A 22,884-nucleotide genomic window follows, 5' to 3' on the forward strand; every position below is an offset into this window, starting at 1 on the left:
TCAGGCCCTCCCCAGGATCAGCGAGCAATGGGCGGACAGGATGCCGCCATCGCCGTGGACGAAGGCGGTTTCCGCCCCCGCCACCTGCCGGGCCTCGGCCTCGCCGCGCAGTTGCCGCACCGCCTCGACGATGTGGAACATGCCGCCCGCCGCCCCCGAATGGCCGTAGGACAGCAGCCCGCCATGGGTGTTGCAGGGCAGAACCCCGTCCAGTTCCAGCGCGCCGTCGAGGATCGCCGGACCGGCCTCCCCCTTCGGGAAGAAGCCGATGGATTCCAGCTCGGCCAGCAGGGTGATGGTGAAGCTGTCGTAGATCTCGGCGACGTCGATGTCCGCCGGGGTCAGCCCGGCCATGGCGAAGGCCTGCGCCGCCGATTGCCGGCAGCCGAAATCCGTCAGCGACGGCATGGCGAAGGCGTGTTCGTGCGTGTTCATCTGGCCGTAGCCGAGGATCGACACCGCGCGGTCCGTACGGTCGGCCGCCGCGTCGGCGGCGCTGATCACCAGGGCGGCCCCGCCGTCCGAGACGAGGCAGCAATCGAACAGCCGCAGCGGATCGGCGATCATGCGGGCGGACAGCGCCTGCTCCATGGCCAGCGGGTCGCGGGCCTGGGCCTTGGGATGGCGGCGCGCGTGGCCGCGCTGGGTGACGGAGATGGCGGCGAGATGCTCCGCCGTGACGCCGCGCTCGAACATGCAGCGCCGGGCGACCAGCGCGTAGGCCGCAGGGATCGACATGCCGTAGGGGCGTTCGAACTGCGGATGCCCGACCTCGGCCAGCGCGGCGACGGCACCGTTGCGCCCCAGCCCGGTCAGGCGGTTGTCGGCGCAGACGGCCAGAACGTTGCGGCAGATGCCCGCCCGCACCAGCGCCGCCGCCTGCATCACCAGCGCGCAGGCGGTCGCCCCGCCGGCCTGGACGGCGGCGCTGTAGGACGGCGAGATGCCGAAATACTCGTTGAAGACCGACGACAGCATCAGATGCGGCTCGGCCAGCGAATAGGCGCAGAGCACGCCGTCCACCTCGTCGGCCCGCAGGCCCGCGTCGGCCAGGGCTGCGGAGGCCGCTTCGGCGTGGAGCGCCATGCAACCGCTGCCGTCCAGCCGTCCGACAGCGGTGTCGGCGACGCCGGAGATCACCGGGGTCATCGTGCGTTCTCCCGTGGGGAAAGGGGAACCGCGGCCCGGCCCTGCCCGGCGAGCAGCCGTCCGATGCGCCGCGTGGTGTCGCGCAGGTCGGCGGCCATCGCCGCGGCGCGCTCGTCGGAAAACTGCGCGGTCAGCCCGACCGCCGACAGCGCCAGGAAGGGCTGCCCCTCGGCGTCGAGGATCGGGCTGGACACCGTCGTCACGCCGCGCGTGAAGCCGTCGCGGTCCACCGCGTAGCCGGCGGCCCGCGCCTCCTCCACCTCGGCCAGGAATTGCTCGAAGGGCGGCGGGTTGTCCTGGCGGACGGCGGCGTACTGGCGGCGCATTTCCTCCACCGGCAGGCCGGCGTGCGCCGCCATGCAGCGGCCGAGCGCGCCGACCAGCAGCGGCAGCCGGTGGCCGATCCGCATGTGGATCTGGATGGCCGAACTGGACACCGCCTGATCCACCAGCATGACGCGGTGGTCGCTGACCCGCAGCCACGCCGTCATCGGCGTCTGCCACGCGGCGGCCAGCCGTTCCAGCTCCGGGTGGAGCAGCCGGGTATAGCCGACCTGATCGAGCGCGCTGCCCGCCAGCTCCAGCAGCCCGGCGCCCAACCGGTAGGCCTTGCCGACCTCCTCGAACTGGACCACCCGCTCGGCGACCAAAGTCTTCAGGATGTTGAAGCAGGTGCTCGGGTTGAGGCCGAGCGCGCGGGCGACCTGCGCGCTCGACACCGCCCCGTCCTGCGCCGCCAGATAACGCAGGATCGCGAAGGCGCTGACCACCGCGCCGACCGGCTTGCCGGCGTTGAACGTCGTCGAAAGGGTGAAGGACTCCCGGTCCCGGTCGTCGGTGAGCATGGCGCGCTCTCCGTTCTCTATTGAGAATTCAATTTTCTATGAAGATTATGAGTGCGCGAATATTGTTGGTCAAACGAATTATCCGCTCTTTGCGTTGTTTGGAATGCATACCCCCATAGTCATTTTGCACGGCTGCACCCCTCCGCATCCCGAACGCGAAACGGCCCCGCCGGGAGGGGCGGGGCCGTTCGTGCCGTACGGTGGTGGCGCCTGCGGATCACCAAGCCAGTTCGAGGATCTCCCGGACATCGGCCTCCCCGGTGATCGGGCGCGGGTTGCTGCGGACCATCATGTTCTGCATGGCCCCGGCGGCGATGGCGGCGAAATGGTCGCGCGTCACGCCGACCGCCCGCAGGCTGTCGGGCTGCCCCAGGGCGCGCACCAGATCGGCGACCGCCGCAGCCGCGTCGCCGTCCTCCCGCCCCAGCGCCTGCGCCACCAGCCGTTGGCGGTCGGCGTTCACCGGGTGGTTCCAGCGCAGCACGCTGGGCAGCATGACGCAGGAGCAATGGCCGTGCGGCACGTTGGCGACGGCGCCGAGCTGATGGCCGATGCCGTGGCTGGCCCCCCACTCCACCCGACCCAGGCCGGTCGAGGCCAGCCAGACGCCGAGCTGGCTTTCCAATCGCGCGTCGAGGTCGTCCGGCCTCTCCCGGTTGGCGGGGAGGGAGCGCGCCAGCATCGCCAGCCCGTGCAGGCAGGTCGCGTCGGTGAAGGGCTGGGGCTTGCGCGAACAGACCGTCTCCACCGCGTGGTCGACGGCACGGATGCCAGTGGACAGCCACAGCCGCTCTGGCGTGTGGACGGTCACGGCGGGGTCGAGGATGACCACCTGCCCGCCGATGTACCGCCCGGTGTAAAGGTCCTTGACCCGGCGGTCGGGGTCGGTGGCGCCGCCCAGGTTGGAGAATTCGGCACCCGACAGGGTGGTCGGCACGATGATCTGGCGCAGCGGCGGGTCCTTCACCGCCGGGACGATGCGGGTCCCGTCCCCGGCGACGCGGATGCGCACAGAGTCGAAGCCGGCGGTGTCGGTGATGCCCTCGGCCAAGGCGACCAGGGCCACCTTCACCGTGTCCATCGGCGTGCCGCCGCCGACGGTGACGATCAGGTCCGGCTCCAGCCGCCGCACCTCCTCGGCCAGCGCCAGGACGGAGGCGCGCGGCACATGCTCGACGCAGGAATCGAAGACTCCGGCGCAGGCATCGCCCAGCGCCGCGCGGATAGCGGCGACGACGCCGGTCCCACGGCTCAACGACCGGCTCGCCACGATCAGCGGGCGCTTGCTGCCCAGCTTGGCGACGGTTTCCGCCACCGCCTCCGCCGCCGGGCGGCCGTAGATGACGCGGTCCTGCGCCAGGAACTCGTAGACGCCTGATTGCATGGTGGTTTCCTCCCGTCGTTGATTGGGGATACTTGCCCCCACCCTAACCCTCCCCCGCTGGGCGGGGGAGGGTTAGGGTGGGGGCAAGCGCAGCAACCACTCACCCACCCAGATAGGCGGCCGACAGCGCCGGGTCGGCGGCCAGCTCCGCCGCCGGACCGCCGCGCACCACCTGCCCGCGCCGCAGCACGCAGCCGGAGTGGGCGACGCGCAGGGCGATGGCCGCCACCTGCTCGCACAGCAGGATGGTGGTGCCGCGCTCGCGGCAGACGGACTCGATGAAGCCGAAGATTTGCTGGACGATCACCGGGGCCAGCCCGAGCGACGGCTCGTCGAGCAGCAGGTAGCGCGGTTCGTGGATCAGCGCCGCCGACAGGATGACCATCTGCTGCTGGCCGCCCGACAGCATGCCCGCCAGGGTCTGCCGCCGCGGCGCCAGCATCGGGAACTGCTCGTAGACGCGGTCGGCCACCGCGCGGAAGTTGCCGCCGCGGTTGCGGAAGTCCCAGGCGACCTTCAGATTCTCCTCCACCGTCATGCGGTGGAACAGCCGGCGCCCCTCCAGCGCGTGCGACAGGCCGCGGCGCGCCCGCTCGTGCGGAGGAAGCCGCGTGATGTCGTCGCCGTCCAGCGTGATGCGCCCCGCCGCCGCCGGGACCAGCCCGGACACCGCCTTCATCAGCGAGGATTTGCCGGCTCCGTTGGCGCCCAGGATGGCGGTGATGGTTCCCGGTTCGGCCCGCAGCGAAACGCCGCGCACCGCCTCCACCGGTCCGTAGCGGACCTCCAGCCCGTGGATTTCGAGACCTGTGGTATCAGGCATGAACGGCCTCCCCCGGATGGGTTTCGGTGCCGAGATAGGCGGCGACCACCGCCGGGTCGCGGTACATGCCGGCCATGCCGCCCTGGTAGATGACCCGCCCGCTGTCCAGCACGACCACGCGGTCGACCAGCTCGTTGAGGAAATCCATGTGATGCTCGATCAGGATCACGCCGACACCCCGTTCCTTCAGATGGCGGACCAGACCGCCCAGCCGTTGCAGTTCGACCTCCGACAGGCCCGCCGCCGGTTCGTCGAGCATGACGAGGCGCGGATCGGCGAGGATGACGCGCGACAGCTCGGTCATCCGCTGGTCGCCGTAGGGCAGGTCGCGCACCGGCGTGTCGGCCAGATGCGACAGGCCGGCCATGGCGATGATGGCGTCGGCGCGGCCCAGCATGGCGGCGTCCTCGCGCAGGGCGCCCGGCAGGTTCAGCGCCGCCGCCAGCGGGTTCTGCCGGTAGAGCCGGTGCCCGCCGAGCAGCACGTTCTCGCGCACCGTGAAGGCGGGGACGAGCCGCGGGTCCTGGAAGGTGCGCAACGCGCCCCGCCGCGCCACCGCGTGGTCGGGCAGACCGGTGATGGCGGCGCCGTCGAAGGTCACGCGCCCGTCACCCGGCCGGTAGATGCCGCTGATGATGTTGACCAGCGTGCTCTTGCCCGAGCCGTTCGGCCCGACGAGGCCGAGGATCTCCCCCGCTCCCACGGTGACCGAGGCGTTGTCGAGCGCCCGCAGCCCGAGGAAGCTGATGGACACCCCCTCCGCGCTCAGCAGCGGCCCGCTTCCCGACGCCGCCGGAGGAGCTGGCGGCGGAACCGACAGCGGCGCCACGTCCTTGGCGAAGCGCGGGCGCGGCAGCAGCAGGCCGGCCAGACCGCGCGGCAGCAGGACGAAGGACAGCAGCAGGATCAGGCCGTAGACCATGAACTGGTACTCGGCGAAGATCTGGAGCTTCTCCGGCAGGTAGGTGAAGACGACGGCGCCCAGCACCGGCCCGGCCAGCGTGCCCAGCCCGCCGACCACCGCCATCACCAGCACCTCCACCGAGCGGTGCAGGCCGAAGGTCTCCGGCCCGAGATAGCCGACGAGATGGGCGTAGAAGCCCCCCGCCAGACCGGCCAGCGCGGCGCTGAGCATGTAGGCGTTCCGCTTGGTGCGGGCGCGCGGCACGCCGATGCTGCCGGCGGCGACCTCACTGACATGGATGGCGAAGAAGGCGCGGCCGAAGGGGCTGGTGACGAAGTTCCGCAGCAGCCACACCACCCCCGCGACCACCGCCAGCATGATCTGGAAATAGGCGACCGGGCCGACGGACCAGCCGAACAGGGTCAGCGTGCGCAGGCCGGGCGACGGCACGCCGCTCAGCCCCATCATGCCGCCGGTGACCGAGGTCCACTCGCGCACCACCTCGTAGAAGATCATGCCGAAGCCGAGCGTCATCATGGCGAGGTAGAACTCGCGCACCCGCCCGGCGGCGAAGGACAGCAGCCAGCCGCTCGCGGCCCCCATCGCCGCCCCGGCCAGCAGGGTCAGCGGCAGCGGCAGCCCGAAGTTCTTCATCAGCAGGGCCGAGCCGTAGGCGCCGATGCCGAGAAAGCCGGCGTGGCCCAGCGAGATCTGGCCGGCGACGCCGGTCAGCAGGTTGATGCTCTGGGCCAGCAGGACGTTGACGAGAAGGAACGACCAGATCTGCACGGTGGAGCCGCTGACGAACTCCGCCGCGACGCCGAGCGCCACCAGCAGGGCCGCGACCACCGGGGTCCGGGTGAGGAAGGAGAGGAAATTCCGCATCGCTGGCCCTTACACCTTCGTGAATTCCTTGCGGCCGAACAGGCCCTGCGGGCGGATGGCGAGGATCACCATCAGGATGGCGAAGGCCATGCCGTGTTCGGCGGCGGTGGAGACGTAGCCGCCGACCAGCTTCTCGATGACACCGAGAGCGATGCCGCCGACCAGGGCGCCCGCGGTGTTGCCCATGCCGCCGAAGACCGCGGCGACGAAGCCCAGCACCATCAGGTTGAAGCCGAAGCTGGGATCGACGGTGCCGGTGATCTGCGCCACCATCACCCCGGCGATGCCGGCCAGCACGCCGCTGGCGACGAAGGACAGCACGATCACCCGGCGCACCGGGATGCCGGCCAGCGCCGCCGCGTCGGCGTCGTGCGACACCGCCCGCACCGCGCGGCCCCAGGCGGAGCGGCGCAGGAACAGTTCCATCGCCACCATCAGGGTGAGCGACAGGCCGAGAACGGCGAGATACTGCGACGACACCTGGACCCCGGCGACATCCACCGAATCCAGGCTGTCGAAGACCAGCGACGGGAAGGCGATGGCCTGCGACCCGAAGACGGTGGAGACGAAGCCCTGGAGGAAGATGCCGAGCCCCAGCGTGGACACCACCCAGCCCATGCTGTCGCCGGATTTCAGCAGCGGGCGGATGGCGATCCGCTCCGCCACCACCATCAGCCCGCCGGCCAGCAGGATGCCCAGCGGCACGGCGAGGGCCGCGGGCATCCCGGCCGCCAGCATCGCCACCGTCGCGACCGAGGCGGTCATCAGCAGCGAGCCCTGGCCGAAATTCAGCGTGCGCGTGGTCCAGAAGGTCAGCGACAGCCCCATGGCGATGAGCGCGTAGACCGCGCCGACGCAGACGCCGGCGAAAACGAGTTGCAGCACGAAATGCATGGCGTCGTCCTTGTTGTCCCTCTCCCCCGTCGCAGCACCCACCTTTGAATCCCCTCTCCCCTCTGGGGAGAGGGTTAGGGTGAGGGGGCCCCGCATCGCCTGCGCTTTCCGTCCCCCGACATCCCCCTCACCCCGACCCTCTCCCCAGAGGGGAGAGGGGGATCGCTCCGGAGACGAAAGGAGGAGAGAAGGGAAACCGGTCAGTTCTTGACGATCGTCAGCCCGATCTTGTCGCCGGTCTTCACATACTCGAAGACCGCCACATCCTCCGGCGCGATGGCGTGGTGCTTGGTGGCGGAGAAGGAATAGGTCGCGTTCACCCCGCGCAGGCCCTGGATGCCCTCGATGGCGGTCGCGATGGCCTTGGGATCGGTGGAGTTGGCGCGCTTGATGCCCTCGAACAGCACGTCGGCGGCGTCGTAGGCGTTGCTGACCGACAGCGACATGAAGATCTGCGGACGCTGCGGGTCGTTGCCCCACCAGCGGTCGGTGCCGTACTTGGCCTTGTAGGCGTCGGCGAAGCCCTGGGCCGCCGGGTTCAGCGTCTCCTCGCCGAACACGTAGACCATCGAGCCGCGCGTGCCGGTCACCAGATCGCCGGCGGCCTCCTGGTAGGGGATCGACAGGGCGCCGTTGGAAGCGACCAGCGGCACGTTGAAATTCAGCCGCGCCATGGTGCGACGGATCACCGCCAGATCGGCGCCCAGACCGACGCAGACCACCACGTCGGCCCCGGCCCGCTGGAGGCGGGCGATCTGCGCCGTCATGTCCTGGGCGCGCTGGTTGTAGGTTTCCGTCGCCACGACGGCTCCGCCCGCCGCCTTCAATTCCTTGGCGATCATGTCGGCGCCGGACACGCCATAGGCCGTGCTCTCGTGAACCAGCCCCGGCTTCTTGAACTGGGTGGCGACGTAGCGGCCGAGCACCATCGATTCGACGTCGTTCTGCAGGGCGAAGGAGAAGACGTTCGGGCGCGGCTTGCCGCCGTCCGGGTAGGTGACGGTCGGGGTCTGCGCCACCGGGTTCATGTAGGGGCGCCCGTCGGCGGCGGCCATCTCGATCACCGCGAGCGTCGGGCCGCTGCCCGCCGGGCCGATGATGGCGACCAGCTCCTTGTTGTCGAGCAGCCGGCGCATGTTCTGCACCGCGCGGTCCGGCACGAGCTGGTCGTCGAGCAGCATCGCCAGCTCGACCTTCTTGCCGTTGATGCCGCCCTTGGCGTTCCACTTCTCGATGGCGAGTTCGACGCCGCGCCGCCCGCCCTCGCCATACTCGTTGTAGGGGCCGGTCAGGGCCGAGGTCATGCCGATCTTGATGGTGTCCTGCGCGGCGGCGGACCCGGCGGACAGGGCGATGGCCGAGGTCAGCGTGACGGCGGCCCCGAGCAAGCGGATGACGGAACGACGGTGCATGGCGCTTTTCCCTCCCTTATGCGGCGGAGCGTGGCGGCTCGCCTTTTTGAATGAACCATGAGTCATTTTTCATCGAGAATGTAACGCGCGTCAACTGTCCGCGCAACGGTGTATTTGAGCGGGATGCGCTTGAGACAGAACCCACACCAAACCTCCCCGCCGGGCAATCGCATCTGGCCTTCATAGCCCTCTCCCCTCTGGGGAGAGGGTGGCCCGAAGGGCCTCTCGCGCTGGCCAGAGGCCAGCGCTGACGGCGGCAGGCGGATGCCTCTGGCATCCGCTGAGAGCCGGTGAGGGGGTTGCGCATGGCGATATGTCCGGCAAAAGCGCATCCCCCTCACCCTAACCCTCTCCCCAGAGGGGAGAGGGAACTTGTGATAGCTCCACCCAGCAGGAGGGGGCCGGCGTGGGGGCAAACACACCCCTTGACTGAAACATGAATCATCATTCATTGTTTGGTCGACCAACGGAGCATCGACTCCGCACCGCGCTTACCCACACACCGGCGGGGCGCGGAAGAAACGCGAAGGGAGGCACCCATGCCGTCATCCGCCGCACAGGCAGATCCGATTCCGGCCAACTCAATCCCGACCGACCGGCGGCTGGCGCTCCACCGCACCATGCAGACGATCCGGGCGACCGAAACCACCCTGTCCCGGCTGTTCGCCGACGGCGAGATCCCCGGCTTCATCCATCTCAGCGTCGGGCAGGAGGCGGTGGCCGCCGGGGTCGTCGGCGCGCTGGGGCCGCAGGACAGCTTCGCCACCACCCACCGCGGCCACGGCCATGTGCTGGCCCGCGGCGTGAGGCTCGACCTTTTCTTCAAGGAGATCATGGGGCGGGCGGGCGGCATCTGCGGCGGGCGCGGCGGCTCCATGCACGTCGCCGACCTGTCGCTCGGCGTGCTGGGGGCCAACGGCATCGTCGGGGCCGGGCTACCGCTCGCCACGGGAAGCGCGCTCGCCCACCAGACGCGGCGCACCGGCGGCGTGGCGGTCGCCTTCTTCGGCGACGGCGCCATGGCCGAGGGCGCCCTGCACGAATGCCTGAACATGGCGGCGCTGTGGACGCTGCCGATGGTCTTCGTCTGCGAGAACAACGGCTGGTCGGAATTCTCGCCGACCTCCACCCAGTTCGCCGCGACGCTGGACAAGCTTGGCGCGGCCTTCGGCGTGCCGCACCGCCGGGTGGACGGCAACGACGTCGCCGCCGTCGCCGAGGCCGCCGCGGAGGTGGTGGAAGCCGCCCGCGCCGGCGGTCCGCGCATCCTGGAATGCCTGACCACCCGCTGGCACGGCCATTTCGAGGGCGACCCGCAGCGCTACCGCAACGCCGACGAGATCGCCGGCCTGCCGCAGAACGACCCGCTGCGCCGCTCCGCCGAGGCGCTGCTCGCCGCCGGAGTCGAGGAATCGGCGCTCGCCGCCCTGGTCGATTCGGTGGACGCCGAGATTAGGGACGCCCTAGAGGCCGCCCGCGCCGACGCCCTGCCCGACGCCGACGCCGCCTTCCGCGACGTCTACACGCCGACCACCCTCACCGCCGGGGCCTGACCGCCGATGCCGAAGCCTTTGCGCTATGTGAACGCCGTCGCCCAGGCCCTCAACGACGCGATGGCCGCCGACCCCGCCGTGATGCTGATGGGCGAGGATGTGGCCGCCGCCGGCGGGCCGTTCAAGGCGACCCGAGGCCTGCTCGACGCCCACGGGCCGGAGCGGGTGCGCGACACGCCGATCTCCGAAGCCTCCCTGGTCGGCGCCGCCGTTGGGGCCGCGCTGACCGGCATGAAGCCGGTGGTCGAGATCATGTTCATGGATTTCGTGACGCTGGCGATGGACGCCGTCGTCAACCAGGCCGCCAAGGCCCGCTTCATGTTCGGCGGGCAGTGCAGCGTGCCGATGGTTCTGCGCACGCCGCACGGCGGCGGGCTGAACGCCGGGCCGCAGCATTCGCAGTGCCTGGAGGCGTGGTTCGCCCACATCCCCGGCCTGCGCGTCGTCTGTCCGGCCACCGTCGCCGACGCCTACAGCCTGCTGCGCGCCGCCATTGAGGCGCCCGACCCGGTCGTCGTCGTCGAGAACAAGGCGCTCTACGCGCTTCAGGGCGACATCGACGTGAACGCCCCGCGCGAGGTCGGCAAGGCGCGCATCGACCGGGCGGGCCGCGACGCCACCATCGTCACCTACGGCGCCACCCTCTACGCCGCCCGCGCCGCCGCCGACCGGCTGGCCGCCGAGGGCATCGAGGCGGAGATCATCGATCTGCGCTGGATTCAGCCCTGGGACGAGGAGGCCGTCTTCGCCTCCGTCGCCAAGACCCACCGGGTGGTGATCGCGCACGAGGCGGTGCAGGCCTTCGGAGTCGGGGCGGAGATCGCCGCGCGCATCGCGTCGGACGCCTTCGACGACCTCGACGCCCCGGTGCTGCGGGTCGGCGCGCCCTTCATGCCCATCGCCTTCGCCAAGACCCTCGAAGCGGCCTATCTGCCCGACGCCGACCGGATCGTCGCGGCGGTCAAGAGCACGCTCGCCTGAACGCCCCACGGGAGGACCAGCATCATGACGGACGAACGCCCCATCCTCACCAGCCGCGACGGCGCCGTGGGCCTGATCACCATCAACCGCCCGGCGACCCTCAACGCGCTCGACGTGCCGACCCTGCTGGAGCTGGAACGGGCGCTGGGCGACTTGGAGGCCGACGACGGCGTGCACGTCATCGTCGTCACCGGGGCGGGCGAGCGCGCCTTCGTGGCCGGCGGCGACATCGCCGACCTCGACAGCCGCCAGGGCCTCGCCCACTATCTCGACTTCGCGGAGATCGTCCATCGGGTGTTCCGCCGGTTCGAGACCTGCGACAAGCCGACCGTCGCCGCTGTCAACGGCTGGGCGCTCGGCGGCGGGACCGAGCTGGTGCTGTCGCTCGACATCCGCATCGCCGCCGACAGCGCGAAGTTCGGCCTGCCGGAAATCAACCTCGGCCTGTTCCCCGGCGCGGGGGGCACCCAGCGCATCCTGCGCCAGATCCCGGCTTGCCGGGCGCGTGAGCTGGTCTTCACCGGCGACCAGTTCACCGCCGCGGAAGCGGTCGCCTGGGGACTGGTCAACCGCGCCGTGCCGAAGGCCGAGCTGATGGCCGAGGCGATGGCGACCGCCCAGAAGATCGCCGCCAAGTCGCCGCTGATCCTGAAGCTGACCAAGCGCACGCTGCGCCACGGCGCGGAGATGCCGCTCGGCGCCTCCCTGGCCTACGAGCAGGCGATGATCGGGCTGGTGCTCGACAGCCGGGACGCGCACGAGGGCTGCCGCGCCTTCCTGGAGAAGCGCAAGGCCGCCTTCACGGGGCAATGACCATGGTCCGCGAACTGGTGATGCCCAAGCTGGGGCTGACGATGACCGAAGGGGTGCTCGCCGAATGGCGGGTGTCGCCCGGCCAGCCCTTCCGCAGCGGCGACGTGCTGCTCGTCGTCGAAACCGACAAGATCGCCTCGGAGGTCGAGGCCGACAGCGACGGCGTGCTGATCGAGACCACCATCCCGGCCGGCGAGACGGTGGCGGTCGGCACCCCGATCGCCCGCTGGTCCGCCGATGGCGCGGGCGCCGCCCCCGCTCCGCAACCGGCGGAGGCGCCCACCCCGATTGCCGCCCCGCTTCCCGTCGCCGCCAACGCCCGCCCCCTGCCCGCCCCGGTCCGCAGCAATGGGGAGCGCATCCTGTCGACTCCGCTCGCCCGCCGGCGCGCCGAGGGGCTCGGCGTCGATCTGGCGGCGGTGACCGGTAGCGGGCCGCGTGGCCGCATCAAGGTGGCCGATGTCGAGGCGGCGGCGCAAACGCGGCCCACGCCTCGACCCGCGCCTCAGCCTGTGCCGCAGGCGCCAAAGGTCGAAGCCCCCGCCGGGGAGCGGTCGAAGCCCACCACCCTGCAAGCGACCGTCGCCCGCCGCCTGACCGCCGCCAAGCGCGATGTGCCGCATTTCTACCTCGCCGCGGAAGCCGAGGTGACGGAGCTGGCCGCGCTACGCGACCGGCTGAATGCCGACATCGAATCCGGGCTGCCGCGGATTTCGATGACCCATCTGGTGCTGGCCGCAGTCGGGCGGGCGCTGGCCGCCATGCCGGAGATGGACCGGGTGTGGGACGACGAGCCTTCCGGCGGCGCGATCCTCGCCCTTGGCCGCGGCGACATCGGCATGGCGGTGGACACGCCGCGCGGGCTGGTCGCCCCGGTGTTGCACGGAGCGGCGACCCTGCCGCTCGACCGGCTGGCGGCGGAGGCCGCGTCGCTGACCCGCCGCGCCCGCGACGGCCGCCTGACGGAGGAGGACTTCCAGGGCGGCGCCGTCACCGTGTCGAACGCCGGCATGCACAACGTCACCTACATGACCTCGATCATCAATCCCGGCCAGTCGAGCATCCTCGGCGTCGGCAGCGTCCGCTCCGTGTTCCGTCCCGATGCGGCGGGCGCGCCGGTGCTGAAGCGCGAACTCGGCCTCGTCCTGTCGGCGGACCATCGGCTGTTCGACGGCGTGACCGCCCTGGCCTTCCTCAACCGCATCATCGCCGGGCTGGAGCGGCCGCTGCGCCTGCTTCGCGCCGCCTGACCCAAGGAACGATTCCCCATGGACTTCCAGCTTTCCGAAGAACAGCGCCTGATGATCGAGACGGCGTCGCGCGTCGGCGCCGAGTTCGGTCCCGACTATTGGCGCGAGCAGGACGCGAAGAAGAGCTTCCCGACCGAGGCCTGGGCCGGCATCTGCGAATCCGGGCTCGGCGGCGTCTCCCTGCCCGAGGAGTATGGCGGCTCCGGCCTCGGCATGCTCGACATGGCGCTGGTGGTGGAGGCGCTGTCGGCGGCGGGCGGCGGCTCGACGCTGGCCCAGCTCTTCATGATCAACCCGATCTTCGGCGGCGTGGCGCTGGCGAAGTTCGGCAGCAAGGCGCAGAAGGACGCCATGCTGCCCGCCCTGATCCAGGGCAAGCTGAATTTCTGCATGGCGCTGACCGAGCCGAACGCCGGCTCCAACAGCCTGGAGATCCGGACCTTCGCCCATGCTGACGGCCAGGGCTGGCGGCTGAAGGGCCAGAAGATCTGGATCACCGGCGTGCCCGACGCGCAGAAGATGCTGGTGGTTGCCCGCACCACCCGGCTGGAGGAAGCCGGCCGCCGCACCGCCGGCATCAGCCTGTTCCTGATCGACGTGGATCGCGAAGGGCTCAGCCACCAGCCGATCGAAAAGGTCGGCACCAACACGCTGGCCTCCAGCACCGTCTACTTTGACGACGTGCGGATCGAACCGGACGAGTTGATCGGCACGCTCGACGGCGGCTGGCACCAGCTTCTCGACGTGCTGAACACCGAGCGCATCGTCACCACCGCCGGACTGGTCGGCGCCGGCAGCCTCGCCATCCGGCTGGCGGTGGACTACGCCAAGGACCGCAAGGTCTTCGGCGACAAGCCGGTGGCCGCCTACCAGGGCGTCCAGTTCCCGCTCGCCCAGGCCCACGCCGAGCTGCAATGCGCCCGGCTGATGAATTTGAAGGCGGCGTCGCTGTGCGACACGGGCCTGCCCTACGGCAGCGAGGCCAACATCGCCAAGCTGATCGCGGCGCAGGCGGCGTCCCACGCCATCGAGCGGTCGATGCAGGCGATGGGCGGCATGGGTTATGCCAAGGAGTATCACGTCGAGCGGCTGTGGCGCGACGCAAGGCTGTTCCGCTTCGCCCCGGTGTCGGAAGAGATGGTGCTGAACTTCATCGCCATGCACGATCTCGGCATGCCGAAATCCTACTGAGCGAAGCCGGCGGATAAGCCGGCCGCACATCCCGAGGGAGGGGACACCCGTGGTCAATCTGAGCGCCTTCATCCGGTTCCACGCGCTGCGCACGCCGGACCGGCTGGCGTTGGTCTACGGCGACCAGCGCATCAGCTACGCCGACTTCCTCGACCGCATCGGGCGCATGGCCGCCTTCCTCCACCGGCGCGGCGTGCGCGAGGGCGACGTGGTGGCGGTGGTGATGAAGAACAGCGCCGCCTTCCTGGAAATCGCCTTCGCCGCCAGCCACCTCGGCGCGGTGTTCCTGCCCATCAACTACCGGCTGGCCGCCCCCGAGGTCGCCTTCATCACCGGCAACGCCGGGGCGATGCTGGTCTTCGCCGACACCGAATTGGCCGCGGCGGTGGAGGACGACCCGAACGCCGTCCTGGTCGACGCGGCGGCGCAGGCGGACGGACGGACGCTGGCCGGCACGGAAGGGCCGGTGCCGCCGATGCGGGTGCGCGGGACGCAGGACCTGTTCCGGCTGATGTACACCTCGGGCACCACCGACCACCCCAAGGGGGTCATGCATTCCTACGAGAACTTCTACTGGAAATGCATGGACCATGTGACGGCGCTGGGGCTGACGGCGGAGGACCGGTTGCTGGCGGTCGGGCCGCTGTACCATGTCGGCGCCTTCGACCTGCCGGGCCTCGCGGTGCTGTGGCTGGGCGGCACGATCTGCCTGCTGCGCGACTTCGATCCCGACACGGCGCTCGCCGCCATCGAGCGCGAGCGACTGACCGGCGCCTGGTTCGCCCCGGTGATGGTCGGGCGCATCCTGTCCCACCCGGAGCGCGGGCGCTATGACGTCTCCAGCCTGAAATGGGCGATCGGCGGCGGCGAGCGCACGCCGGAGCAGCGCATCCGCGACTTCACCGGTCTGTTCGCCAACGCCCGCTACATCGACGGCTACGGCCTGACGGAGAGCTGTTCGGGCGACACGCTGATGGAGGCCGGGCGCGAGATCGAGAAGATCGGCTCGACGGGCCGGGCGCTCGCCCATGTGGAGATCGACATCCGCGACGACGCCGGCACCTCCCTGCCCGCCGGGGAGGTCGGCGAGATCTGCCTGCGCGGGCCGAAGGTCACCAAGGGTTACTGGAAGGACCCGGAAAAGACGGCGCGCAGCTTCTACGGCGACTGGTTCCGCACCGGCGACGTCGGCTATCTCGACGCCGACGGCTTCCTGTTCCTGACCGACCGCAAGAAGGACATGATCATCAGCGGCGGCGAGAACATCGCCTCCTCGGAGATCGAACGGGTCGTCTTCCTGCTGCCCCAGGTCGTCGAGGTCGCCGTCATCGCCGTCCCCGACGAGCGCTGGGGCGAGGTGCCGGCGGCGGTCGTGGTGCTCAAGGAGGGCGAGAGTCTCGACGCCGAGACGCTGGAACAGCACTGCCGCCGGCACCTCGCCGGCTTCAAGGTGCCCAAGCGCCTGCTGCTGCGCGAGGCCCTGCCGCGCAACCCGTCCGGCAAGGTGCTGAAGCGCGTGCTGCGCGATGAACTGGCCCCCACCCATCCGGAGGACACCCCATGACCGCTCCCGACGACACCCTGGCGGCGGCCATCGCCCGCTTCATCGCCGGCCTGACCCTGGACAGCCTGCCGCCCGACGTGGTCGAGAAGGCGCGGGTCTGCCTGCTGAACGGCTACGGAATCGCCCTCGGCGGGCACGGCACGTCTTACGCCCCGGTGGCGCGGGCGGCGGCGCTGGCCCTGCATGGGGAACATTCCGGCGGCGTTACCATGCTGGGGGATGGACGACGGACCAGCGTTCCCGGCGCGGCGCTGGCAGGCTCCGCCCTGTTCCATGGCCGGGCGCAGGAGGACACCTGCGGCGCCGCCCACATCGGCGCCGTGCTGATCCCTCTGCTGACCGCCTTGGTCGAGGCCGGGGACGGCCCGGTCGAACGGCTGCTGCCGGCCCTGGTCGCCGGCTACGAGGCGGGCGGGCTGCTGGAGAACGCCTTCTCACCGCTGACCACGCCCGCCGGCCTGCGCGCCTCGCCGCTCTATGGCACATTGGCCGCCGCCGCCGGGGCGGCGTGTCTGCTCGGCCTGCCGGAGGAGCGCATCGCGGCGGCGCTCGCCAACGCCGCTTCCTTCACCGGCGGCATCCTGCAATCCTTCGACGACGGCACCGACGAGTGGCGCTATCAGGTCGGCGTCGCCGCGGTGAACGGCCTGACGGCGGCGCGGCTGGCGGCGGCGGGCTCCATCTCCGCGCCCCACGCCTTCGAGGGCCGCACCGGCTTCGTCCGCGCCTTCGCCCGCACCGGCTGCGATCCGGTGGAGCTGGCGGCGCGGCTGGGGCGCGACTGGTCGATCCATCGCGTCACCTTCAAGCCCTACCCGGTCTGCGCCTTCAACCAGACCCCGGTCACCGCGGCGCTCGCCCTGCGCGGCGAGGTGGAAGGCCGGGCCATCCGGTCCGTGACCGTGCGCATGAACCCGTTCGAGACCGGCTATGCCGGGATGGATTCCAACGGGCCGTTCGCCAGCATCTCCGGCACGCTGATGAGCATCCCCTTCTGCATCGCGCTGACCCTGCTGCGCGGCGTGCCGACCATGGAGACGATGACCCGCTACGACGACGGCGCGGTCAACGCCCTGGTCGAACGGGTCGATCTCGTTCCCGACGAAGGCGTGCGGCGGCTGTGCTGCGCCATCGAGGTGGTGTTGGAGGACGGCACGGCGCTGACCCGCCGCCAGGACATGACGACCGACGATTTCGCCCTGCCCTGGGAGGCGGTGAGCGCGCTGGTCCGCCGCATCGGCGGCGAGACCGGGGTGCCCGCCGACGCCTACGACCGGATCGAGCGCTTCGCCCGCGCCCTGCCCGACGCGGCGATCGACGACGTGCTGGAGGCGTTCGGGCGGTTGCCCGATCACCCGCACCAGGCGTCGGTTTCTCTCGTCAAAGGCGTGGGGAACGGCTAAATCCGGGACGGATAGGGAGATTGCAGGCGATGGCGGCGATGGGGCGGACGGCGGGAAAGAAGACGCGGGTGCAGCGGTCGGAAGAGGTCCGTGACGCTCTGTTCCAGGCCGCCGCCGAGGTGGTGGGGGAATACGGCTACATCGACGCCTCGATCACCCGGATCACCCAGCGGGCGAACTTGGCGCAGGGCACCTTCTACAACTACTTCGCCTCGCGGCAGGAAATCTTCGACGAGCTGCTTCCGGTGCTGGGCGCCAAGATGCTGGCCCACATCCGCCAGCAGGCCAGCGGCGCCAGGACCTTTCTGGAGAAGGAGGAACAGTCGTTCCGGGCCTTCTTCTCCTTCCTCAAGCGCATGCCCTATTTCCTGCGCATCCTCAACGAGGCGGAAATCTTCGCGCCCAAGGCCCACCGCCAGCATTTCCACAACATCACCGGCGGCTACATGCGCTTCCTGCGCAACGCCCGCAAGAACGGCGAGATCGCCAACCTCGGCGACGAAGCCCTGGAACCGCTGGTCTACATGCTGATCGCCACGCGGGGTTATCTCGCCTTGCGCTACACCGATGAGAACGGTGTCGTCAATCTGCCGGAAGAGGCCGTTCGGATGTATCTTCAGCTGCTGGCCAAAGGCCTTTTGTCCAGGGAACCGCCGGTGTCCGCCGGTTCCGGCCCGCTTGGCTGAACGACGCCGCCGCACTCCCCAAGCCGACCGACTTCAATCGGGCGCCTCGCATCCGGGGCGCGGCACCGGGTCTACGCTCCGGGAAGTGGCGTGTGATGGTGGAGGTGACGGGCGAGGACGGCGCGATGACGCAGCAGGTGATCTGCAAAGGTGCCCCCCGCGGAGTGGACGTCATCGGCCGGAATCGGTGGACACTTTCGCGCCGGAACCACCGCGCGCAATGATGATTGGCTTGCCAAGTCCTACACCACGGCATGGGACACGATCTGCCGTCGCATGGCCATAGGACCGTGATCAGCGCCGCGGCCTGGAAACGCGAAAGGCCGGCTCCGAGAAGGAGCCGGCCTTGGCGAATAGGTGATTTGGTTGCGGGGGCAGGATTTGGCCTTTACCGAACATGCCACGGACACTGAGCGATAACTCAATTCCAATCTGCGGCATGGGGCGACTGGTTCCGCGACCAACATACCGCCGGAACTTCCTGTATGACGCACGCTGGCGTGGCCGGGCAATCGCAGCAAGGGGGGTAGCGCTCGGCCTCTTTTCAGTTTTCTCGAATGTTACGGTCCATTTTATCCCGATTTTCCTGAACGGAGAAGGCGCGTAGATCTCTGTCATCCCCGGCGCCGACGAAGAAACCAGGCGCCGATCCGAAAATCCCGATCACCGAAACCCGATCAAAGCAAGGATGACTGACATGACCATCTCCGCCCCGACCGCTTCGACCTCCTCCCTTCCGATGGCCTCGATCGCCGCCGATGCGGCTCCGCTGGCTGGCCGCGTCTTGCTGGCGGGCCTGTTCCTGGTCTCCGGCTATGGCAAGCTGATCGCACCGACGATGACCATCGGCTACATCCAGTCGGTCGGCCTGCCGGTGCCCGAACTGTCCTATGCGATGGCGCTGCTGGTCGAACTGGTGGGCGGCCTGGCCCTGATCGTCGGCTTCCAGACCCGGCTGGTGGCGCTCGCCATGGCGGTCTTCACGGTCGCGACGGCGGTGACCTTCCACAACAACCTCGCCGACCTCGACCAGTACTTCCACTTCTTCAAGAACATCTCGATCGCCGGCGGCCTGTTGCAGATCGTCGCCTTCGGCGCCGGCCGCTTCAGCCTGGATGCCCGCCGCTGAACAAACCGCCCGACGGTGCGGAGGCGCCAAAGCGCCTCCCCCGCCGGCCGGACGTCGCTCCGGTCAGTGACCGACCGGCAGCGCGATGGCGTCGGCCGGTCCCCATTCCACCCGATAACGGCCGCCCGGGCGCACATGCTGGTGATCGGCGTTGTTGGGAATTTTCGCGACCAGACCGGCGGCCGGACCGTCCGCCAGATGCACGCGGATGTGGTCGCCCAGATAGATCAGTTCGCAGACATGGCCGAACAGGCCCTCTCCTCCGGCTTCGCCGGTCGGCACCAGCCGGACCCGCTCGGGCCGCAATGACACGGTGACCGAAGCCCCGGCCCCCAGCCCGGCGGCAACACGGGCCTGCACCACCAAACCGCTCTCCAGCCTGACGGCCCCGCCATCGCCCTGCCGGTCGGCCAGCACGCCGGACAGCCGGTTGTTCTCGCCGATGAAGCCGGCGACGAAGACGGTGGCCGGTTTCTCGTACAGTTCTTCCGGCGTCGCCAGCTGTTCCACCCGGCCGCGGTTGAAGACGGCGATGCGGTCGGACATGGTCAGAGCCTCCGCCTGGTCGTGGGTGACATAGACCATGGTGACGCCGAGACGCTCATGCAGATGCTTGATCTCGAACTGCATGTGCTCCCGCAGGTTCTTGTCCAGCGCCCCCAGCGGCTCGTCCATCAGCACCAGATCCGGTTCGAACACCAGCGCCCGCGCCAGCGCCACCCGCTGCTGCTGCCCGCCCGAGAGTTGGGAGGGACGGCGCTGCGCCAGCGCCCCCATCTGCACCATGTCGAGCGCGCGGGCCACCCGCCCCTCCATCTCCGCACGTCCCATCCGGCGCACCTTCAGCGGATAGGCCAGATTCTCGGCGATGGTCATATGCGGGAACAGCGCGTAGTTCTGGAACACCATACCGATGTTGCGGCGGTGCGGCGGCACATTCTGGATCGGCCTGCCGGCCACCCGGATTTCGCCGCGCGACGGCGCCTCGAACCCCGCCAGCATCATCAGGCTGGTGGTCTTGCCGGAACCCGACGGCCCCAGCATCGTCAGGAATTCCCCCTTTGGGATCGACAGGTCCAGTCCCTCAATCACCAGAGTGCGCCCGTCATAGCTTTTCTGGACGCCGGCGAACTCCACAAATCCCTGGCTTTCCATGATCGTATCCTCCGGGGTCAGGCGGCGTGGACGGGCGGGCGGCGGTCCCGCCAGGGGCGGGCGCGTTCCAACTGGCCGGCGAGACGGAACAGCGTCGCCTCGTCGCCTACGCGGCCGGTGAACTGGGAGCCGACCGGCAGCCCTTCGGCGTTCCACGACAGCGGAACGCTCATCGCCGGCAGGCCGGCCATGTTGGCGAAGGTGGTGAAGGCCAGGAATTGCATGAAGCGATCCATCACGGCTTCCCCGCCATGCAGCCCGGCATCGAAATGGCCGAGCTTCGGCGGCGGCGAGCCCAGCGTCGGCGTCAGCCAGACGTCGTAGCGTTCCAGAAAGCGCCCGAGGATGCGGGAGAAACCATGGAAGCAGCCGAGATCCGTCACGTAATCCGCCGCCAGGATGCGGCTGCCATGCTCAAACAGATGGCGGTTGAAGGGCTCGACCTCGTCGGCCAGCGCGGCGGGGGAGCGATTGGTGGCGCGGCCGATGCTCCATAGGCTGCGCGTCGCCGTCATCGACCAGAAACGGCGATAGGCCGACTGGTATTGTTCCGCGTCAAAGACCGGGGCGGCGATTTCGACGTCATGCCCCAACTCGGCGCAAAGACGGGCGGTGTCGCGCACCGCGGCCACACAATCGGGATCGACATCGGTGCCCAGCAGCGAGTGGTCGGTGACCGCGATGCGCAGGCGTCCGGGTTCGCGGCCGACCTGCGACAGGAAGCTGTCCGCCGGCGGCGGCGCGCTGTAGGGATCGCCGGCCATCGGCCCGTGGGTGGCGTCGAGCAGGGCCGCGCTGTCGCGCACGGTCATCGTCACCACATGTTCGTTGACGATGCCGCCCAGGCTGTCGCCCAGATCGGGGCCCATGGTGATGCGCCCCCGCGTCGGCTTCAGCCCGAACAGGCCGCAGCAGGAAGCGGGAATGCGGATTGAGCCGGCGCCGTCGCCGCCATGGGCCACCGGCACCATGCCGCCTGCGACCGCCGCCGCGGCACCGCCGCTCGACCCGCCGCTGGACCGGCTGGGGTCCCACGGGTTGCGGGTCGGGCCGAACAGCACCGGCTCCGTCGTGCCGAGCGTCCCGAACTCGCATAGGTTGGTCTTGCCGACCGTCAGCAGGCCGGCGCGGCGGTAACGGGCCATCAATTCGCTGTCATGGTCGACGACGGCCCCGGCCAGCAGGCGAGAGGCGCCGGTGGTCGGCGTGCCGCTGACATGGCAGTAGAGATCCTTGATCAGGAAGGGCACGCCGGCGAAGGGTCCGGACGACGCCTCCCCACTCTCCAGCGCGGCGCAGGCCTGATCGTAGAGCGGCAGGATCACCGCGTTCAGCACCGGGTTCACCGCCTCGATGCGGGCGATGGCGGCGTCGAGCAGTTCGGCGGCGCTGATTTCGCCGTCACGGATCAGGCGGGCCTGATCGAGCAGATCGAGATAAGTCATGACGGGTCCCCCTCAGGCGGCGAGGCTGTCGCGGGACAGCGTGTCGGCGACATCGTCGAGCGCGGCACGCAGCCGCTCCACCAGCGCGTCGATCTGTCCGGGTTCGATGACGTAGGGCGGGCAGAGCGCGATGTTGTCGCCCATGTTGCGGATGATCGCCCCATGGGCGAGGCAGCGCCGCTCCACCTGCGCACCGACCCGCAGGGCGGGATCGAACTCGCGGCCGGTCGCCGGGTCGGCGGTCAGGCCGATGCCGGCCAGCAGGCCGACGCTGCGGATCTCGCCGACCAGCGGGTGCCCGGCCAAAGCCTCGTCCAGGGCGGCGCGCAGATAGGCCCCCAGCCGGCGGGCACGGCCGACCACATCGATCTCGTGATAGATGCGGATCGCCTCCGTCGCGACCGCCGCCGACACCGGATGACCGGAATAGGTGAAGCCGTGGCCGAAGACGCCGATCTCCGCGCTCTGGTCGGCAATCGCCTGATAGATGCGGTCGCTCAGCGCCACCGCGGCGATGGGAATGGCGCCTGACGACAGGCCCTTCGCCATCGACATCATATCCGGCAGGAAGCCGAAGGTCTGGCTGCCGAACCAGTTGCCGGTGCGGCCGAACCCGCAGATCACCTCATCGGCCAGCAGCAGGATGTCATGGCGGGCCAGCACCGCCTGGATTTTGGGGAAGTAGGTCTCCGGCGGCAGGATCACCCCGCCCGCCCCCATCACCGGTTCGGCGATCATTGCCGCGATGCTGTCGGCACCCTCCGCCTGGATCAGCGCCTCCAGCTCGGCGGCGAGCCTTGTCGCGTAATCCTCCCGGCTTTCGCCGGGTTCCGCATGGCGGGCATGGTTGGGGCAGGCGGTGAAGACCACCCCCTGGTCCGGCAGGTTGAAGGCGCGGTGCATGTGCGGCAGGCCGCTGAGCGCCGCGCCCATCACCGTGCTGCCGTGGAAGGCGCCGGTGCGGCTGATGATCTTGCGCTTCTCAGGCCGGCCCCGCGCGGCGTTGTAGTACCAAGCCAGCTTCACCATCGTGTCGTTGGCCTCCGACCCCGAATTGGCGAAGAAGATCTTCCCGCCCTTGATCGGCGAGATGGCCGAGATGGCTTCCGCCAACGCGACGCAGGCGTCGTTCGTGCGGTGGTTGAAGGTGTGATAGGTCGCCAGCGTCCGCATCTGGCGGGCGGCAACCTCGGCCAGCCGCGCCTCGTCGAAGCCGAGCGACGCGCACCACAGCCCGGCCATCCCCTCGATATAGCGGCGGCCGGACTCGTCCACGACATGGACGCCGTCGCCCCGCACCAGGGCGAGCGGCCCGCGCTCCTCATGGGCGCGGGCATTGGTTTGCGAATGCAGATGCAGGTCGATGTCCAAGGCACGAAGGGCGTTGGTCATGGGATCGGCTCATCCTGATTGCGGGG

19 protein-coding genes are annotated in these 22,884 nt (G+C 69.9%); 9 read left to right on the forward strand and 10 right to left on the reverse strand.

Going from position 1 to position 22,884, the window contains the following annotated elements; all coding sequences use genetic code 11:
* The 7 genes from JJL56_RS18465 to JJL56_RS18495 all read right to left on the reverse strand — a co-directional run bounded on the left by JJL56_RS18465 (nt 1) and on the right by JJL56_RS18495 (nt 8,296).
* Nucleotides 1-1,149 carry a thiolase family protein gene (locus JJL56_RS18465; RefSeq protein ID WP_247891135.1) on the reverse strand — a complete coding sequence of 383 codons (1,149 nt, stop codon included), beginning with the start codon at nt 1,147-1,149 and terminating at the stop codon, nt 1-3.
* Nucleotides 1,146-1,994: an IclR family transcriptional regulator gene (locus tag JJL56_RS18470; RefSeq protein ID WP_200485867.1), complete on the reverse strand. Its 849-nt coding sequence runs from the start codon at nt 1,992-1,994 to the stop codon at nt 1,146-1,148. The genes JJL56_RS18465 and JJL56_RS18470 overlap by 4 nt, the downstream gene beginning before the upstream one ends.
* Nucleotides 1,995-2,211: 217 nt before the next feature.
* Complete coding sequence (locus JJL56_RS18475; RefSeq protein WP_200485868.1) at nt 2,212-3,378, reverse strand: iron-containing alcohol dehydrogenase; 1,167 nt, start codon at nt 3,376-3,378, stop codon at nt 2,212-2,214.
* Between the two features lie 100 nt (nt 3,379-3,478).
* Nucleotides 3,479-4,201, reverse strand: coding sequence for an ABC transporter ATP-binding protein (locus JJL56_RS18480; RefSeq protein WP_200485869.1), 723 nt, complete (start codon nt 4,199-4,201; stop codon nt 3,479-3,481).
* Entirely contained in the window at nt 4,194-5,990 is a 1,797-nt protein-coding gene (locus tag JJL56_RS18485; protein ID WP_200485870.1) for a branched-chain amino acid ABC transporter ATP-binding protein/permease, read from the reverse strand. The genes JJL56_RS18480 and JJL56_RS18485 overlap by 8 nt, the downstream gene beginning before the upstream one ends.
* Nucleotides 5,991-5,999: 9 nt before the next feature.
* Nucleotides 6,000-6,926 (reverse strand): branched-chain amino acid ABC transporter permease, encoded by a 927-nt coding sequence (locus JJL56_RS18490; protein WP_345772603.1) that lies wholly within the window; start codon nt 6,924-6,926, stop codon nt 6,000-6,002.
* A 158-nt stretch (nt 6,927-7,084) separates the two neighbouring features.
* Nucleotides 7,085-8,296: an ABC transporter substrate-binding protein gene (locus JJL56_RS18495; RefSeq protein WP_200485871.1), complete on the reverse strand. Its 1,212-nt coding sequence runs from the start codon at nt 8,294-8,296 to the stop codon at nt 7,085-7,087.
* A 539-nt stretch (nt 8,297-8,835) separates the two neighbouring features.
* Here JJL56_RS18495 and JJL56_RS18500 point away from each other — a divergent pair.
* From JJL56_RS18500 to JJL56_RS18540, 9 genes are all read left to right on the forward strand, one after another.
* Nucleotides 8,836-9,849 (forward strand): thiamine pyrophosphate-dependent dehydrogenase E1 component subunit alpha, encoded by a 1,014-nt coding sequence (locus JJL56_RS18500; protein WP_247891136.1) that lies wholly within the window; start codon nt 8,836-8,838, stop codon nt 9,847-9,849.
* Nucleotides 9,850-9,855: 6 nt separating this feature from the next.
* Complete coding sequence (locus JJL56_RS18505) at nt 9,856-10,830, forward strand: alpha-ketoacid dehydrogenase subunit beta (protein WP_145629632.1); 975 nt, start codon at nt 9,856-9,858, stop codon at nt 10,828-10,830.
* A gap of 24 nt (nt 10,831-10,854) precedes the next feature.
* Nucleotides 10,855-11,643, forward strand: a complete 789-nt coding sequence (locus tag JJL56_RS18510; RefSeq protein WP_200485872.1) for an enoyl-CoA hydratase/isomerase family protein — start codon at nt 10,855-10,857, stop codon at nt 11,641-11,643.
* Between the two features lie 2 nt (nt 11,644-11,645).
* On the forward strand, nt 11,646-12,893 hold the full coding sequence (locus JJL56_RS18515) for a dihydrolipoamide acetyltransferase family protein (RefSeq protein ID WP_200485873.1): 1,248 nt from the start codon (nt 11,646-11,648) through the stop codon (nt 12,891-12,893).
* Nucleotides 12,894-12,911: 18 nt separating this feature from the next.
* The gene (locus JJL56_RS18520; protein ID WP_119509756.1) at nt 12,912-14,084 is read left to right on the forward strand and encodes an acyl-CoA dehydrogenase family protein; all 1,173 of its coding nucleotides are present in this window, start codon (nt 12,912-12,914) and stop codon (nt 14,082-14,084) included.
* Nucleotides 14,085-14,133: 49 nt separating this feature from the next.
* The gene (locus JJL56_RS18525; RefSeq protein WP_145629629.1) at nt 14,134-15,648 is read left to right on the forward strand and encodes an AMP-binding protein; all 1,515 of its coding nucleotides are present in this window, start codon (nt 14,134-14,136) and stop codon (nt 15,646-15,648) included.
* Complete coding sequence (locus tag JJL56_RS18530; RefSeq protein ID WP_145629628.1) at nt 15,645-17,051, forward strand: MmgE/PrpD family protein; 1,407 nt, start codon at nt 15,645-15,647, stop codon at nt 17,049-17,051. Before JJL56_RS18525 ends, JJL56_RS18530 begins: the two co-directional genes overlap by 4 nt.
* A gap of 29 nt (nt 17,052-17,080) precedes the next feature.
* Nucleotides 17,081-17,737 carry a TetR/AcrR family transcriptional regulator gene (locus tag JJL56_RS18535; protein WP_247891137.1) on the forward strand — a complete coding sequence of 219 codons (657 nt, stop codon included), beginning with the start codon at nt 17,081-17,083 and terminating at the stop codon, nt 17,735-17,737.
* A gap of 697 nt (nt 17,738-18,434) precedes the next feature.
* Complete coding sequence (locus JJL56_RS18540; protein WP_145629050.1) at nt 18,435-18,866, forward strand: DoxX family protein; 432 nt, start codon at nt 18,435-18,437, stop codon at nt 18,864-18,866.
* Between the two features lie 63 nt (nt 18,867-18,929).
* Here JJL56_RS18540 and JJL56_RS18545 read toward each other — a convergent pair whose 3' ends face one another.
* Genes JJL56_RS18545 through JJL56_RS18555 form a run of 3 tightly spaced genes read right to left on the reverse strand, consistent with a single transcriptional unit; the run spans nt 18,930 to nt 22,858 of the window.
* Entirely contained in the window at nt 18,930-20,021 is a 1,092-nt protein-coding gene (locus JJL56_RS18545) for an ABC transporter ATP-binding protein (RefSeq protein WP_145629052.1), read from the reverse strand.
* A gap of 17 nt (nt 20,022-20,038) precedes the next feature.
* Nucleotides 20,039-21,466, reverse strand: a complete 1,428-nt coding sequence (locus JJL56_RS18550) for an amidase (RefSeq protein ID WP_200485875.1) — start codon at nt 21,464-21,466, stop codon at nt 20,039-20,041.
* 12 nt (nt 21,467-21,478) lie between these two features.
* Complete coding sequence (locus tag JJL56_RS18555) at nt 21,479-22,858, reverse strand: aminotransferase (protein ID WP_145629056.1); 1,380 nt, start codon at nt 22,856-22,858, stop codon at nt 21,479-21,481.
* Nucleotides 22,859-22,884 lie beyond the last annotated feature (26 nt).

This window comes from Azospirillum aestuarii (genome assembly GCF_016632405.1).
Classification (GTDB): Bacteria; Pseudomonadota; Alphaproteobacteria; order Azospirillales; family Azospirillaceae; genus Azospirillum; species Azospirillum aestuarii.